Source organism: Frankia sp. CeRuru1 (assembly GCF_977966315.1).
This window is the reverse complement of sequence record NZ_CDWWEW010000096.1, coordinates 1-14448: the sequence shown is the minus strand read 5'-3', so window position 1 is coordinate 14448 and position 14448 is coordinate 1. Positions and strand designations below refer to the sequence as shown.

The 14448-nt window shown below is 72.3% G+C and carries 13 protein-coding genes and 1 pseudogene; 5 read left to right on the top strand and 9 right to left on the bottom strand.

The window, feature by feature from the left end; all coding sequences use genetic code 11:
• On the bottom strand, positions 1–826 hold an 826-nt coding region (locus AC08OP_RS09740), incomplete at its 3' end, for a bifunctional sulfate adenylyltransferase/adenylylsulfate kinase (RefSeq protein ID WP_476613895.1).
• A gap of 188 nt (positions 827–1014) precedes the next feature.
• Here AC08OP_RS09740 and AC08OP_RS09735 point away from each other — a divergent pair.
• From AC08OP_RS09735 to AC08OP_RS09725, 3 genes are all read left to right on the top strand, one after another.
• Positions 1015–1827 (top strand): 3'(2'),5'-bisphosphate nucleotidase CysQ, encoded by an 813-nt coding sequence (locus tag AC08OP_RS09735; RefSeq protein WP_476613894.1) that lies wholly within the window; start codon positions 1015–1017, stop codon positions 1825–1827.
• A 198-nt stretch (positions 1828–2025) separates the two neighbouring features.
• Positions 2026–2940, top strand: coding sequence for a sulfate adenylyltransferase subunit CysD (cysD, locus tag AC08OP_RS09730; RefSeq protein WP_476613893.1), 915 nt, complete (start codon positions 2026–2028; stop codon positions 2938–2940).
• The gene (locus AC08OP_RS09725; protein WP_476613892.1) at positions 2940–4184 is read left to right on the top strand and encodes a sulfate adenylyltransferase subunit 1; all 1245 of its coding nucleotides are present in this window, start codon (positions 2940–2942) and stop codon (positions 4182–4184) included. Before cysD ends, AC08OP_RS09725 begins: the two co-directional genes overlap by 1 nt.
• Before the next feature lie 25 nt (positions 4185–4209).
• On the opposite strand, the gene AC08OP_RS09720 is transcribed toward AC08OP_RS09725, so the two are convergent.
• From AC08OP_RS09720 to AC08OP_RS09710, 3 genes are all read right to left on the bottom strand, one after another.
• Positions 4210–6501: a hypothetical protein gene (locus tag AC08OP_RS09720; protein ID WP_476613891.1), complete on the bottom strand. Its 2292-nt coding sequence runs from the start codon at positions 6499–6501 to the stop codon at positions 4210–4212.
• Between the two features lie 5 nt (positions 6502–6506).
• Positions 6507–6824, bottom strand: coding sequence for a hypothetical protein (locus tag AC08OP_RS09715; RefSeq protein ID WP_476613890.1), 318 nt, complete (start codon positions 6822–6824; stop codon positions 6507–6509).
• Between the two features lie 179 nt (positions 6825–7003).
• A complete protein-coding gene (locus AC08OP_RS09710) occupies positions 7004–7798 on the bottom strand; it encodes a pyrimidine reductase family protein (RefSeq protein WP_476613889.1) in 795 nt (264 codons plus the stop codon).
• A 140-nt stretch (positions 7799–7938) separates the two neighbouring features.
• On the opposite strand from AC08OP_RS09710, the gene zapE reads away from it, so the two are divergent.
• Positions 7939–9102, top strand: coding sequence for a cell division protein ZapE (gene zapE, locus AC08OP_RS09705; protein WP_476613888.1), 1164 nt, complete (start codon positions 7939–7941; stop codon positions 9100–9102).
• Between the two features lie 319 nt (positions 9103–9421).
• Here zapE and treZ read toward each other — a convergent pair whose 3' ends face one another.
• The gene (gene treZ, locus AC08OP_RS09700; RefSeq protein ID WP_476613887.1) at positions 9422–11203 is read right to left on the bottom strand and encodes a malto-oligosyltrehalose trehalohydrolase; all 1782 of its coding nucleotides are present in this window, start codon (positions 11201–11203) and stop codon (positions 9422–9424) included.
• A 387-nt stretch (positions 11204–11590) separates the two neighbouring features.
• Between treZ and AC08OP_RS09695 the strand changes: the two genes are divergently transcribed.
• Positions 11591–11824: a hypothetical protein gene (locus tag AC08OP_RS09695; protein WP_476595174.1), complete on the top strand. Its 234-nt coding sequence runs from the start codon at positions 11591–11593 to the stop codon at positions 11822–11824.
• A gap of 65 nt (positions 11825–11889) precedes the next feature.
• Here the strand turns inward: AC08OP_RS09695 and cas1e are convergent, their stop codons facing one another.
• The 4 genes and pseudogenes from cas1e to AC08OP_RS09675 all read right to left on the bottom strand — a co-directional run.
• Positions 11890–12810 (bottom strand): type I-E CRISPR-associated endonuclease Cas1e, encoded by a 921-nt coding sequence (cas1e, locus tag AC08OP_RS09690; protein ID WP_476613886.1) that lies wholly within the window; start codon positions 12808–12810, stop codon positions 11890–11892.
• The gene (locus tag AC08OP_RS09685; protein WP_476613885.1) at positions 12810–13448 is read right to left on the bottom strand and encodes a type I-E CRISPR-associated protein Cas6/Cse3/CasE; all 639 of its coding nucleotides are present in this window, start codon (positions 13446–13448) and stop codon (positions 12810–12812) included. The genes cas1e and AC08OP_RS09685 overlap by 1 nt, the downstream gene beginning before the upstream one ends.
• Positions 13445–14224 carry a type I-E CRISPR-associated protein Cas5/CasD gene (gene cas5e / locus AC08OP_RS09680; protein ID WP_476613884.1) on the bottom strand — a complete coding sequence of 260 codons (780 nt, stop codon included), beginning with the start codon at positions 14222–14224 and terminating at the stop codon, positions 13445–13447. The genes AC08OP_RS09685 and cas5e overlap by 4 nt, the downstream gene beginning before the upstream one ends.
• A pseudogene (locus AC08OP_RS09675) lies at positions 14221–14448 on the bottom strand (type I-E CRISPR-associated protein Cas7/Cse4/CasC); the annotation flags it as partial. The pseudogene AC08OP_RS09675 and the gene cas5e, both read right to left, overlap by 4 nt.

Sequence of the window (14448 nt, the reverse complement as noted above, 5' to 3'; positions counted from 1 at the left end):
CCAGCAGGCTGCGGTGCTCCGGCGTTCCCGCCTCGCCGGCTTTCGGCCGCCGGTAGGGATCCGGCGGCGGTTCCGACCGCCGGCCGGCAATACCCGGCGGACTGATCGCGTCGGCGGCGAGCGCCTCCGAGGAGAGCGTCGCCTCGGCGGCCCGCAACGGGGCGTCGACCGCCTTGAGGGCGGCGAGCAGGCAACGGACCCGCAGGTGATGCCCAGCGTCCGCGGGATCGGCGCCACCCACCGGGGCGAGGACGACGCACCGTTTGCCTTGCCGGGTCAGCGCCCGGATCCGGCCCACGTCCGCCGTGTGGAGCAGGCCGTCCGCCCACACCGCCCAGCACGCGCCGGAACCCGCCTCGAGGCTGATCCAGCCTCGGGCGAGCAGTTCGGCCCGGACCTGGGCCGGGGTGAGCCGCAGGCCGGGATGATCGGGGTGGTGGGGCAGCCGGATGCCCTCGACCGTGCCGACCAGCCGGACCCGGGGCCCGTCCGGACCCCCCGGCTGGTCCGGCAGGGGAATGGTCGTTCGGAGGTGCAGCGCCGCGATCATCACTCCCTCGGTGTCCCGCAGGGCCGCCGTGGAGCTCGGTGTCAGTGCGCCGGCCTCGGCCGCGCCGACGATGAGGGTCGGCACCGGCACGCCATTGATCTCGGGGTCCTCGGGATAACCAGGTTCCGACCCGAAGGCACCGAGCAGCAGCAGTTCCAGCTCGGCGAGCTGGGCCGGGCGCAGGGTCAGCGACGGCCAGGCGACCGACGCGGCCGTCAGCTCCGCGACCCGGGCCGGCGTCGCCAGGACGGGGGTTGGTCCGGACCCGCCGGTCACACCGGACCCACCGGACCCACCGGTCACACCGGACCCGCCGGACCCGCCGGTCACACCGGACCCGCCGGACCCGCCGGTCACACTGGCGGCACCGTTGGCACCGGACTTGGGGTGGTGATCAGGACCGGGGGCGGGATGGGAGGTGGTACTCACACTTGCGACGGTAGCTGGTGACAGACTCCGTCCCAATGAACACCGATGACACCCGCCCGCCGTCCACCGTGCCGGTCGACATCGCGACCGACGAACTCGACGACGACGTCCTGGCCCGACGGCTGGCCACGGACGCCGGCAAACTGCTGTTGCGGATCAGGGAGGAGGTCGGGTTCGCCGAACCCGCGACCCTGCGTGACGCCGGAGACGCGCGTTCGCATCAGCTCCTGGCCCGGGCGTTGGCGCGGCACCGCCCGCAGGACGCTGTGCTGTCCGAGGAGGGCGTCGACGACGTCGCGCGGCTGTCCGCGGAGCGGGTCTGGATCGTCGACCCCCTGGACGGCACCCGCGAGTTCGCCGAACCCGGCAGGTCGGACTGGGCGGTGCATGTCGCGCTCTGGCAGGCCGGCGAGCTCGTCTCGGGCGCGGTGGCGCTGCCGGCGCTCGGGTTGACGCTGTCCAGCGCGGGCGGGCTGCCGCCGCGGCCGGCCGAGGCGCGTCCGCCACGGATCGTGGTCAGCCGGACCCGGGCCCCACAGCTGGTCACGGAGGTCGCGGAGGCACTAGGCGCCACCATCGTCCCGATGGGTTCGGCTGGTGCGAAGGCCGCCGCCGTCATCCGTGGGGAGGCCGAGATCTACCTGCACGCCGGCGGCCAGTACGAGTGGGACTCCGCCGCCCCGGTGGCGGTCGCGCGGTCGGCGGGGCTGCACGCCAGCCGGCTGGACGGCTCGCCGCTGCGGTACAACCAGCCCGACCCGCTGCTGCCCGACCTGGTCATCTGTGCTGCGAGCTGGGCATCGGAGGTTCTCCGGGCGATCGGCGCCGCGGGGGGCTCCGGCGGTTGAGGCGCGTGCTCGCGGAGTGCTCTCGGAGTGGTTGCGGAGTTGTTGCGGAGGGTAGCGATTGTTGATCCATGGTTGTCCTGGATGACGTCGGTCGTGGTTGTGGGTCCACCGTGAGGGGCGTAATGTCGCCGAAACCGCCGGCACGGCCGCCGTGTCCGCTACTTTGGTGGGACACATCGCCTCGACGGGGGGTTTCGCGTGCCGGTGATGGGTTACGAGCTCACCCAGCTGCAGATGCTTGAGGCCGAGGCTATCCACATCTTCCGTGAGGTGGCCGCGGAGTTCGAGCGTCCCGCCCTGCTGTTCAGCGGCGGGAAGGACTCGATCGTCATGCTCCGGGTCGCGCAGAAGGCCTTCTGGCCCGCGAAGCTGCCCTTCCCCCTGCTGCACATCGACACCGGGCACAACTTCGACGAGGTCCTCGAGTTTCGGGACAAGCGGGCGGCGGAGCTCGCCGCCCGCCTGGTGGTCGGTTCCGTCCAGGCCGCCATCGACGCGGGCGTGCTGACCGAAGACACCCGTCCGGGGGCCTCGCGTAACCAGCTGCAGACACCGGTGCTGCTCGACGCCATCGCCGACAACAAGTTCGACGCGATGTTCGGCGGCGCGCGCCGGGACGAAGAGAAGGCGCGGGCCAAGGAACGGGTCTACTCCTTCCGGGACGAGTTCGGCCAGTGGGACCCCAAGAACCAGCGCCCCGAGCTGTGGTCGCTCTACAACGGCCGGCACCGCCCCGGTGAGCACATCCGGGTGTTCCCGCTGTCGAACTGGACCGAGCTCGACATCTGGCGGTACATCGCCCAGGAGCGGCTGGAGATCCCCTCTATCTACTACGCGCATCGCCGGGACGTGTTCGAGCGCGACGGCATGCTGCTGGCGGTCACGCCGCTGACCCGGCCCCTGGCCGGTGAGACGGCGGCGCCCCGGCAGGTGCGCTATCGCACGGTGGGCGACATCACCTGCACCGGAGCGGTCGAGTCAACCGCGGCGACCGTCGAGGAGGTCATCGCCGAGGTGGCCGCCACCCGGCTCACCGAACGCGGCGCGACCCGGGCTGACGACCGGGTCAGTGAGGCGGCGATGGAGGACCGTAAGCGGGAGGGGTACTTCTGATGGCCGAGCTGCTGCGGGTCGCGACGGCGGGGTCCGTCGACGACGGGAAGTCGACCCTGATCGGGCGGCTCCTCTACGACACGAAGTCGCTGTTCTCCGACCAGCTCGCCGCGGTCGAGCGCACCAGCCGGGAGCGCGGCGACAGCTACGTCGACCTCGCGCTGCTCACCGATGGTCTGCGGGCCGAGCGGGAGCAGGGCATCACGATCGACGTCGCGTATCGTTACTTCGCCACGCTCCGGCGGTCGTTCATCCTCGCCGACACCCCCGGGCACGTGCAGTACACCCGCAACATGGTCACCGGCGCGTCCACCGCCGACCTCGCGCTGCTGCTCGTCGACGCGCGCAAGGGGGTCGTCGAGCAGACCCGCCGGCACGCCTTCCTGACGTCCCTGCTGCGCGTGCCCCATCTGGTGCTCTGCGTGAACAAGATGGACCTCGTCGACTTCGATCGGGACGTCTTCGAGAAGATCAAGGAGGAGTTCCGGCACTTCGCGGCGAAACTAGAGATCGTCGACGTCACGACGATCCCGATCTCCGCGCTGGGCGGGGACAACGTGGTCTCCCGGTCGCCAAGCACTCCCTGGTACGAGGGCAGCTCGCTGCTGCACCACCTGGAGGAGCTCCACATCGCCTCCGACCGCAACCTCATCGATGTGCGTTTCCCGGTGCAGTGGGTGGTCCGGCCGCGGAACGACGACCTGCACGACTACCGCGGGTACGCCGGTCAGGTTGCCGGCGGGGTGCTCAAGCCCGGCGATGAGGTCGTCGTCCTGCCCTCCGGGCTGACCACGCGGATCGCCGGCATCGACACGTTCGATGGCCCGGTCGACGAGGCGTTCCCGCCGATGTCGGTGACCATCCGGCTCGAGGACGATCTGGACGTCTCCCGGGGCGACATGATTGCTCGGCCGATGAACCAGCCGGCCGTCGGCCAGGACCTCAACCTGATGGTCTCCTGGATGGTCGACGCCCCGCTGCGCCGCCGGGCCCGGATCGGGATCAAGCACACCACCCGTTCGGTACGGGCGATGGTCACCGACATCTGCTACCGCGTCGACATCGACACCCTGCACCGCGACGAGACCGTCGAGACACTGGGTCTGAACGACATCGGCCGGATCGCCCTGCGGACGACGTCCCCGCTGTGCTACGACCTGTACCGCCGCAACCGGAACACCGGCAGCGTGCTGCTCATCGACGAGTCGACCGGGACCACTCTCGGCGCCGGGATGATCATCTAGCCGGTGGTGACGGGGAGAACCGGGGTCAGCCCGGCCGCCGTCCCCAGTCCGGTGGCAGGGAGGATCCGCGGCTGCCGGCCCGGCCGTCGAGGAACGAGATTCGGTCGTTGTTCGCGACCATCGCCGGGCTCGCGAGCCAGGCGGCATAGGCACGCCGCTGGGTCGGGGTCATCCGCGCGGATGGACGCGGATTCCCCGAGGCGTCGAGGAAGTTCTCCGCCGGCGAGGTGATGAACCCGTCGGCCCTCGGATCGCCGGTGTAGACGCGGCACGGCCCGCCGGCGGGGGTCACCGCGATCGGCCGGAGCGGGTCACGATCCCGGCGGGCCCAGAGCCGGCGGGCGCTGGTCTCGTAGGCTGCTGCCCAGCCGGGCAGGACCCGGGAGGCGTCCCGCAGGTCCGCGACGACCTGGGCGGGGCGGGTGGTCGGCAGGTCGCTGTGCCGTGCCCGGATCCAGGCCTCGATCACCTCCACGGTGACCCCGACGCCCAGATGGACGAAGGTGCCCGGTGGGTTCGTCGGATCGATGGACTTGCCCACCTCCCCGAGCACGTCGAGCAGCACCGCCTGCTGCCGGCGGTAGGCGCCGACCGCGTCGGCGTGCTCGCGCAGCACCGCCTCGGTCGCATCGGCGAGGGCGCCGGCGAAGAACGCCTGCGCGCGCTCGACCCGCAGGTAGCCCAATGCCAGGGGGCTCGACGGATACCCGCCGGGGGCCGTTCTCCAGCCCTGGGCCGAGGCGGCCATCTGGTCCTCGAGACGAAGACCGTAGGTCGCGACGTCCTGGGCGAGCAGACCGGCCAGCGCCCCGCCGCGCAGGCCCTCCCGCAGCAGCGACTCCCACGCCTCGATCGGGATCAGCTCGACCAGGGCGGACTGCTCCGCCGCGGCCCCGGCCTGCGGGTCCACCGTGGGACCGGGGACCACGGCGGTGACGGCGTCGTAGAGCTCGTCCCGATAGGTCCGTAGCGCCGGGACGAGGGCCGCCCGCAGCCGGAGGAGCAACGGCCGATCACCGGTCGCCTGCACGGCCCCGGCCAGCCGGGAGACGAACGAGGCCGAGGCCCGCGGATCGGCACGGCGGCTCTCCTGGCTTCCCGCCGCGGCCACCAGCCGGATCCAGGCATCTTCCAGGGATCGGGCCGTCGCGAGATCCACCGGCAGCGGAAGGGCGAGCACGGCCGCGCCGCGCAGGATGGTGTCGATGTGGTCCGCCGCGAACCGGGCGGCCAGCGCCGGGGTCGCGGCGATGGCGTCCAGCAGCACCCCCTGGTAGTCGGTGACGGTCGGTCGGCCCCGGCTCGTGAGCCCGGCTGCGGCGGGGGCGAGCAGGCCGACGTCGTGCGGCGCCGACGGGGCGGCCGCGGCGTCACCCGGCCCGCTACCCGGTCGGTTACCCGGTCGGTCACCCGGTCCGAAGGCCATCCGGCCCAGCCGCTCCAGCAGCGCGCCGTCGAGGCGGGCCGAGGCGAGCAGTGGGGTCAGCAGGACCGTCTCGGCCGTGTCGGTCCTCCCGGCGGTGTTGAACCGGCCGAGCCAGGCGGCGTCGAGAGTTCGCCGGTGGCTGTAGGAGGCCAGGGTGGCGCCGAGGATCCGTTCCGCCTCCCGCCGGTCGAAGCCGAGCGGTTCGGGTGGACGGTGGACCATCGGCCCCCGCGACAGTCCCTCCACCCGGTAGAGCAGCCGCGCGAGCCCGTCGGGTCCCAGCGCGTCGTGAAAGCCCAGGACGAAGTCCGGATCGTTCATCCGGGACCGCAGCACGGTCAGCGCGTCACGCGGGGTGACCATGCCCGAGTCGTTTCCGCCCGTTCCGCCCGTTCTGCCCAGCCCTGATCCGCCTCTGCCCGTTCCGCCTCTGCCCGTTCCGCCCCGGCCTGATCCGTGCCGGCCTGATCCGTGCCGGCCTGATCCGTGCCGGCCCGGCCCGTCCCCCCGCAGCGAGTGCGCCAACGCCCGTCCGGCGGCCACGGCCCGCTCGAAGGTGCGGAGCGCCTCGGAGGTACCGGGAATGCCCGGCGCCTCGCGGGGCACCGGCTGCCGAATCGGGGCGGACGTCGGCCTGACCGTGATGCCGATCCCGTCGTCGACGCCCTCGGCGAGGCGCAGCCGGCGCCGCAGCATGGTGGCCTCGGCCTCGACTTCGTCCTCCAGCGCGCCGAGCCGTTCCGCCGGGTCGAGCGGCAGCCCGGCATCCGCCAACGCCGCGACGAGGGAACGGGACCAGGAGCGCAGCAGCTCCCCAGCCTCGGTCACGCTGGACACCAGCACACGCATCCGATCGGGGTCGACGAGCACCCGGTCGCTTGGTCCGGGCATGCGCGTCAGCCGACCTTCCGCGGCCCGCCGGGGCCCGCCGATCGGACGGGGGACACCGGCCCGCCGGGGCCTGCCGCAACGAACGCTGTCCCGCGGACCTGCAACGCTGTCTCGCAGGCCTGCACGCACCGATCGAGGGCCATGGCCGCCTCCGCCGCGAGCCGCCGCATCCGGCGCTGCCAGATCTCGGCCTGACGACCCTCCCAGGCCTCGGCGCCGACCGCCGAGATCCGCTCCAGCGCGGCGGCCACGTCCAGCCGGGCACGCCGGGCCTGGGCCAAGGCGACGGCCACCGTCGCGCGACGTCCCTCGGGCACCGTCATGCGCACACCACCCAGATCGTGATCAGGTTCACCGGTGGCGACGCTAACAGCGGCCCGCCCGCCCGCGCCCGCGCGGCGACGCGACTGTGGATGACGCAGGTGCCGGTCCGGTCGCCTGTGGATGACGCCGGTGCCGGGGGCCAGCGCCGGTAACGCCGTTCAGCGCCGGTAACGCAGGTTCAGCGCCGGTAACGCAGGAACAGGACGTCGTCCTCGGCGAGGATCTGGGTCAGGGTGAGCGCGGCCGGTGCCGGCCACGGCTCGCCTTTCATGATCCCGAGCCGGCCCGGCCCGGCCAGTACCGGGGTGATCGTCAGGCACAGCTCGTCGAGGAGACCCGCCGCGGCGAGCTGGGAGTGCAGCAGCGGACCGCCCTCGGTGAGGATGCGGGTCATTCCCCGTTCCGCCAGGGCCCGGACGGCGACGTCGGGTTCGACGGCGCTGCCGCCGCAGATCGCGATGTCGGCGACCGCCGCCAGCCGCCGACGCCGGTCGAGGGGTGCGGTCTCGCAGGTCAGTAGCACCGGTCGGATCTCCCCGCTGAACAGCCGGGCACCCGGGTCGAAGCCCGCCGTCGCGGTCACGACCGCGATCGGGGGCACCGCCGCGAGCCCCGCGGCGACGCGCCGCTCCCGCCGTTCGGGCGGGATGACCATCGGCCCGTAGTTCTCCGTCCGGGCGGTGCCGGCACCGACCAGCACCACGTCGCTGAGCCAGCGCAGCAATCGGAAGACCCGCAGGTCGGCCTCCCCGCCCAGGGGGCCCGAGCGGCTGCCCACCTCGGCGGCCCCATCGACCGAGGCCACGAAGTTCGCCCGGATGTAGGGGGTGTGCGCGGCGGACGAGGGGTAGGCGTACGCCTCGTCGAGATCGATGTCCTCGACGGCCTCCTCGGCCTCCTCGGCCTTCCTCGCGAGCCCGGCGGCCCCCGCGGAACCGGCGAACGGGGGTGGAACCGGGAAGATGCGCCGCACCGGGCCGACTGTAACGGGTGACGGTGCTGGTCATCCGATCGGCGGCGAATCCAGGTCGGCGGCGAACCCATGCGTTGTGACATCGGTCGCGAGGCCGCCGGCCGGGGCGACGGGTACGGGCGTCTCCGTACGCTGGGCGGGTGGCGCAGCGTCTCGTCGATCGCCGGCCGATTGTGCCACCCGGGGACCTGGTCGCGGCGCTTGTCCCGCCGCCCCGGTTCGACGCGGTCCGGTTCGCCGGCTACCTGCCCGATCCGGCCGAGCCGAGCCAGGCCGCCGCGGTCATGGCGCTGTCCGCCTTCGCCGACCGGTTGACCGCCTCCTCTAGGCGGTCCAGCCGTTCAGATCGTTCCAGCCGTTCCGGGCATGCGGGCCGTTCCGGGAAGGGCGGCCTGTTCGGGCTCCTGACCCGGGGGACGGGGGCGCCGGGCCCGTCCGGATCGGGCCCGCGCCGTTCCGGGAGCGCCGGTCCGTCCGGAATGCGGCCGGGGGTGTACCTCGACGGCGGCTTCGGTGTCGGCAAGACCCACCTGCTCGCCTCGCTGTGGCACGCCGTGCCCGGCCCGAAGGCGTACGGCACGTTCGTCGAACTGACCTCCCTGGTCGGCGCGTTGGGATTCGCCGCGACCGCGCAGGCTCTCGCGGGCCTGCGCCTGGTCGCGATCGACGAGTTCGAGCTCGACGATCCCGGCGACACGGTGCTGGTGTCCAGCCTGCTGACCCGGCTCGTCGAGGCCGGTGTCCACCTGGCCGCGACGAGCAACACCCAGCCGGAGGACCTCGGTGCCGGTCGGTTCGCCGCCGCCGACTTCCGCCGTGAGATCCAGGGTCTGGCGGCCAGGTTCGACATCCTCCGGGTGGACGGGGAGGACTACCGGCACCGGGGTCTTCCGGCCGCGCCCCCGCCGTGTGCCGACGACGAGGTCGGCGCGCGGGCGGCTGCCGAGGAGGGGGCGACCGAGGACGGATTCGCCGCGCTGTGCGAGCACCTCGCCGGACTGCACCCCTCTCGGTACAGCGCGCTCGTGGCCGGGGTCACCCTGGTCTGCCTGCACCGGGTCGCGCCGGTCGAGGATCAGGCGGTGGCGTTGCGGGTCGTGGTCCTCGCCGACCGGCTCTACGACCGGTCGGTCCCGGTCGTGGCCTCCGGCGTGCCCTTCGGGGAGCTGTTCGGAGCGGAGCTGCTCGCCGGGCCGCACCGCAAGAAGTACCAGCGGGCCATGTCCCGGCTGAGCGCGCTGGCCCGGGACGCCGCGGCGGGGAACGGCACCGCGGGCCGCGTCGCCGGGATGCTGCCCGGCTGACGCACCAGGCCGGGCGCGCGGCCCGAACGTGCGGCCGCCGCACCCGAGTGGGGTGTCGGAGCCGGCGGTCCGGACGCCGGACCTGCCGGAGTATCTGTTCGCCGTTCCGGGCGTGGGTGACCCGCTGGCGGTCGTGCCGGGGCCTGCGACCATGGGTGCATGGGAACCTACGTCGTGCTGCTCGTCATGGTGTTGTTGGTGGGGCTGGCGGTGCTGGGCGGGCTCTATTTCGTGCTGTCCAGGGACCACACCCGGCGCTGACGGCCGGTGCGCTGACGGCTGGTGCGCTCGGTGCGCTGACGGCCGGTGCGCTGACGGGTCAGCCGGCGGTCGGCTCGGCCGGGGGGAGCAGGCGGATGATCACGACCGACTCGCCGTCGAGTTCCACCCGTCCCGGCATGTAGGTGAACCCGTGGGCGGATGCGGCCGGGGCGTCGAACGGGACGCCGTCGAGGGGGACGGCCTGCCGTTCGGCGGCCAGGTTCACGACGATCGCCACGTCGCCGCGACGGACTACCAGCCAGCGGGCCTCCTCGTCGAAGGTGCACGCGACCGAGGACCACGCCGGGTCGGTCAGCGCCGGTAGCCGGCGACGCAGCGCGATCAGCCGGCGGTGCCAGTCCAGCAGGTCGGAGTGACCCTCCCGGCCCGGTTCGGACCAGTCGAGTTTCGACTGCTGGAAGGTCGCCGGGTCCTGGGGATCGGGAACGTCCTGCGGCTCCCAGCCGTGGGCGGCGAACTCGGCGCGCCGGCCCTCCCGCACCGCGTCCCCCAGCCCGGGGGCGGTGTGGTCGGTGAAGTACTGCCAGGGGGTGCGGGCACCCCACTCCTCGCCCATGAACAGCATCGGGGTGACCGCCGAGGTGAGCAGCAGGGCCGCACCGATTCGGAGCAGGCCGTCGCTGAGCGTGGCGGACGCCCGGTCGCCGGCGGCCCGGTTGCCGATCTGGTCGTGGTTCTGCAGGAAGGTGACGAGCCGGTAGGCGGGCGTGGTCGGGGGGATCGGCCGGCCGTGGGAGCGCCCGCGGAACGTCGAGTAGCCGCCGTCGTGGACGAACCCACTGGTCAGCGCGTGGGCGAGGGTCGAGATCGAACCGAAGTCCCCGTAGTACCCCTGCCGTTCGCCGGACAGGGTTGCCCACAGCGCGTGATGGATGTCGTCGCACCACTGCCCGTCCAGGCCGTACCCGCCGGCCTCGGGTGCGGCGACCAGCTTCGGGTCGTTGAGGTCCGACTCGGCGACGGCGAACAGCGGGCGGCGCAGCTGGGCGCCGAGCCGGTGGACCGCCTCGGCGATCTCCTCCAGCAGGTGCAGGGCCCGGCTGTCCTGAAAGGCGTGGACGGCGTCGAGACGTAGCCCGTCGCAGTGGTAGTCGCGCAGCCAGGACAGGGCGCTGTCGATGATGAACGCGCGGACCTCGTCGGAGCCGGGGGCGTCGAGGTTGACCGCGGGGCCCCACGGAGTGCTGTAGCGGTCGGTGAAATAGGGGCCGAAGCGGCCGAGGTAGTTGCCGTCCGGGCCGAGATGGTTGTAGACGACATCCATGATCACGCCGAGGCCGCGAGCGTGCGCGGCGTCGACCAAGCGCTTGAGCCCGTCCGGGCCGCCGTAGGGTTCGTGCACCGCGTACAGACCGACGCCGTCGTAGCCCCAGCCGTGCCGGCCCGGGAAGGCGTTGACCGGCAGCAGTTCGACGGCGTCGATGCCGAGCTCGACGAGATGGTCGAGCTTGCCGATGGCCGCGTCGAAGGTGCCCTCCGGGGTGAACGTCCCGACGTGCAGCTCGTAGAGCACGCTGCCGGCCAGCGCGATGCCCCGCCACGTCCCGTCGGTCCAGGGGAAGGCCGAGTGGTCAACCAGCCGCGACCGGCCGTGAACCCCCAGCGGCCCCGGCTGCCGGGCCGATCGGGGGTCGGGCAGCTCCTCGCTGCCGCCGTCGAGCAGGAAGGCGTAGTCCGTGCCATGCTTCGCGGACGGGACGTTGACCCACCACCACCCCCGTTTCCCGGCGGTCATCTCGTGCGTCGAGTCGCCGGCGGAGCCCGCCACGACCAGGCTGACCGTCTTCGCCTCAGGGGCCCACAGCCGGAGGGTGCTCATCGCTCTTGTCTACCTGTCAGAGCCGTCGGACACGCCGTGACGGCGACAATGGTGACGACATCGGTCCCCGGCCGAAGGCGCCCGGCTGCCCGGCATGCCGAGCTGGATGGCACCGAGATGGCAGCGAGGTAGTCCGACCGGAGGGGAGGGCAGCCGCCGCGCGATGCCTCCGCATCTTGATCGGATGGCACCGTTATGCCATGATTTCGTCGTCGTGATGTTCGACCGGAGGTTCGCTGCAGTCCCGCCCCTCCGCCGGGTCTACGACACGTCGTCCCACCTGCGCGTTGATTTTCGGGTCCTCATCGCCCCTACGAGGGATCGCAACCGCACGCGACGGCGAGGACAGCCGGGGGCGATGTGACGGGCCGTCCTATGATGCGTGACATGCCGAACCTCAACGTGTCGGTCCGGGCGGCGACGCTGCAGGATGCCCGGACGCAGGCCGAGGCCGCCGGGCTCAGCCTGTCTGCGTGGGTAGATAAAACGCTGACCGACGCCATCTGGACGGCCCGCTTCGCCCGGCAGCAGCAGCGCAACGCCGCCCTCGGGGTGACGCCGGAGTATCTCAACGCCGAGTTCTTCCGGCTGGAGGCGCTGCGGCGTCGTGCGACAGGGTGAGGTGTGGGCACGGGCCGGATGGTGACCTGCTCGGTCATCCCTGGCGACCCGCTGCCGCATGACGACTACGCCGCGGACGCCGGGATCACTGATCCGATCCGGGGCACGATACTGCCGGAGCTGATCGCGTGGATGCCGATCTCCGGCTTGGCCCACCCATTCGGCCCTATCCCCCGGAGGCATGGCAGCGGGTCGATCAGATCCTCCGCCGCGTCCGGACCACCCCCACGGGCGTGGGGAGGACCCGGCCGCGAGGATCTCGGCGTCCGGGTAGAGGCGATGTCGTAGATGAACGCGAGTTGGGTGCCGCTGTGCACGAAACCGAGGGCCGGTGAGCATCCCAGCGCGCAGACGGCGGCGTGCACGACGCCATACAGGCAGGTGTTGGCGGCGGACAGGGCGAGGTTCACCGGGTCCTGGTCGTCCCACGAATCGGGATGGTAGTTGCGGCGGAACCGGCCAATGCGATGTTTCTGGGCGAGCAGCTTGTAGTACGCCTTCACCCGCTGCCCTTCCATCCCCCGCAGTTGCGCCAGCGTGCTTCCCTCGGGAACGTCGACGGCGAACCTGGCCCGGTACATCCGGCTCGCGGTCCGGGCCCGCAGGTCGTCGTCGGCCCAGGCTCGGACCTGTTTCTCCAGCCAGGCGGTGGTCTGCCCAGCGGGTTGAATGTTGGAGTAGCTGCGGACGCCGCCGGCGCCGACGCACACGATGCTGGTGCCGTGGTGCGCGAACATCGCCAGGGCCGGTTGTGTGATCGACGTGCCGGGCCCGAGGAGTACGCAGGACAGCGTCGCAACCGGCAGGTAGACCTGTTCGATGCCCCGGGGGGATTTGACGTAGGCGAGGATACCGGTGCTGTCGCGGGCGATCCGAACCGATTCCATGTACAGGAACGACAGCGAGTCCGCGATTCGGGGCAGCATCGCCAGTGTCGGCCGGCCGAGGCGCTGTTTCGCGGTGGCCGCGGTGCGGGTGACGCTCATCAACCGACTCCCAGCGGGGCGAGGCTGAGCAGGCCGGCGCCGTAGGATTTCGCCCGCCCGACACCGTCGAGCACGGCACGGCGCGTGGTGTCGGGATCGACGATGACGCCGATGCCGTCGAAGCGGGTCAGCGCGTGGCGAACCTGGCCGCCGGGCCGGTCGCCGGTGACATCGTCGAGTGGAGTTCCGACGAGGGTACGTAGCGCGAGTCCGCAGCTGATGGCTCGCCGGGTCCACCAATCGTCGGCGTCCGCACCCCGCAGCGGAATGATTTTTCCGGCGCGTCTACCGGCGTTGCGGCCGCCGCGTTTCGCGGTGTTCGCGGCGATCCGGTAGTGCACCGCGGCACCGGCGGTCAGCCGCTCGAGGAACGGTCCGAGGTCACGGACGTCGGCGTGCGCGTATCCGGCGGGCAGCCGGTGGGTCTCGGGCTTCAGTCTCGTCTGGACGAGCAGCCGGGTACGACCCTGCCGGCGTTCGACCCGGAAGAGCAGGCCCGCGAGCGTGCGGGCGTCGCCGCAGAGATCGTCGGGGACGAGCATCATCAGCCGCTTGTGCAGCCGTTCGACGTCGGCCAGGTCGCGGCGGACCTCACGGTGCCGCTCGTCAACGAGGATCTGGACCAGCCAGGCGTTCACGCCGCCTCCCGGTCTAGGGCCATGTAGTCGTAGAGCGCCTGCTGATAGTCGCGGCCCGGTCGGTGGACCAGCCTTTCGGGCAGGCTGATGGCTTGGCGGTAGACACTTCGCTGGTTGTAGCGGCGGTCAAGCGGGGCGAAGCTACGCGGGACGTCGGTGAGATCGGTGACCGCGGCGCGCCCGTCGGCGGGAGGGGTCTCAGTCAGCAGGTCCACCTCGACCGTGCCGTTCCCAACCTGCTGGAACCGGAACCGACCCGGCAGGGGCACCTGGGTCCGCAGCTCGCCTTCCGGGTCGTTGCAGTGCCGCCGCAGCAGCATCGGCTGCTCGGGTGGGCAGGAACGCCGACCCAGGTAAGGCTGCCACACCGGACGCAGCAACGCGTTCCCGATTTGCTCCAGCCGGTCCTCCGGCCCGGTGACGGCGACGCTGAACACCGCGTCGGCCAGGTAGCGACGACGGCTGACGATCGTCGCGGTGTTCTCCCCCGACCGGTGCTTCCCCTCCGCGGTCGGGACCGTGCGCGCCGCGGGCAGCCCACCGCCGACCGTGTGAAAGTCGGTCAGCAGCAGCCCGGGAGCGTCGACCCGCACAGCGATCCGCAACGAGTCGAACCAGTCGAGCTCCTCCCCGCGGCCCAGGCCCATCGCGGCGGCAAACAGCCCGACCAGGCCGGAGCGAGTCGGGAACCCGGCGGTGTCACGTTCAGCGGCGAAGGCGCTGCGTTCCCCCCAGGACTGCAACGGACCGGCCAGACGCAGCACCAACCCGCTCATGCCACCCCCGCAGCGACACGCTCGGGGTAGGCCGCGCCCACCGCCGCCGTCAACAGTCGCCGGTAGGAGTCGTATTCGTCACCGAGGCCGCCCGCGCGGGACACCCCGTCGATCGAGGCGTGCCCGTGCAGCACGACGTCGTCCGTGCCCCAGACCCGATGCACCCCCCGCGCGTAGTAAGTAAGCGCGTCGCGGGCCGCCACCCCGTAGCCGCCTTCCACCCC

What these genes read in the sequence shown, in the direction of transcription:
- cas1e (WP_476613886.1), bottom strand. Translation starts at nt 12,810, where the DNA reads ATGAGCGTCACCCGCACCGCGGCCACCGCGAAACAGCGCCTCGGCCGG.
- AC08OP_RS09725 (WP_476613892.1), top strand. Translation starts at nt 2,940, where the DNA reads ATGGCCGAGCTGCTGCGGGTCGCGACGGCGGGGTCCGTCGACGACGGG.
- AC08OP_RS09695 (WP_476595174.1), top strand. Translation starts at nt 11,591, where the DNA reads ATGCCGAACCTCAACGTGTCGGTCCGGGCGGCGACGCTGCAGGATGCC.
- cas5e (WP_476613884.1), bottom strand. Translation starts at nt 14,224, where the DNA reads ATGAGCGGGTTGGTGCTGCGTCTGGCCGGTCCGTTGCAGTCCTGGGGG.
- AC08OP_RS09720 (WP_476613891.1), bottom strand. Translation starts at nt 6,501, where the DNA reads ATGCCCGGACCAAGCGACCGGGTGCTCGTCGACCCCGATCGGATGCGT.
- treZ (WP_476613887.1), bottom strand. Translation starts at nt 11,203, where the DNA reads ATGAGCACCCTCCGGCTGTGGGCCCCTGAGGCGAAGACGGTCAGCCTG.
- AC08OP_RS09715 (WP_476613890.1), bottom strand. Translation starts at nt 6,824, where the DNA reads ATGACGGTGCCCGAGGGACGTCGCGCGACGGTGGCCGTCGCCTTGGCC.
- AC08OP_RS09735 (WP_476613894.1), top strand. Translation starts at nt 1,015, where the DNA reads ATGAACACCGATGACACCCGCCCGCCGTCCACCGTGCCGGTCGACATC.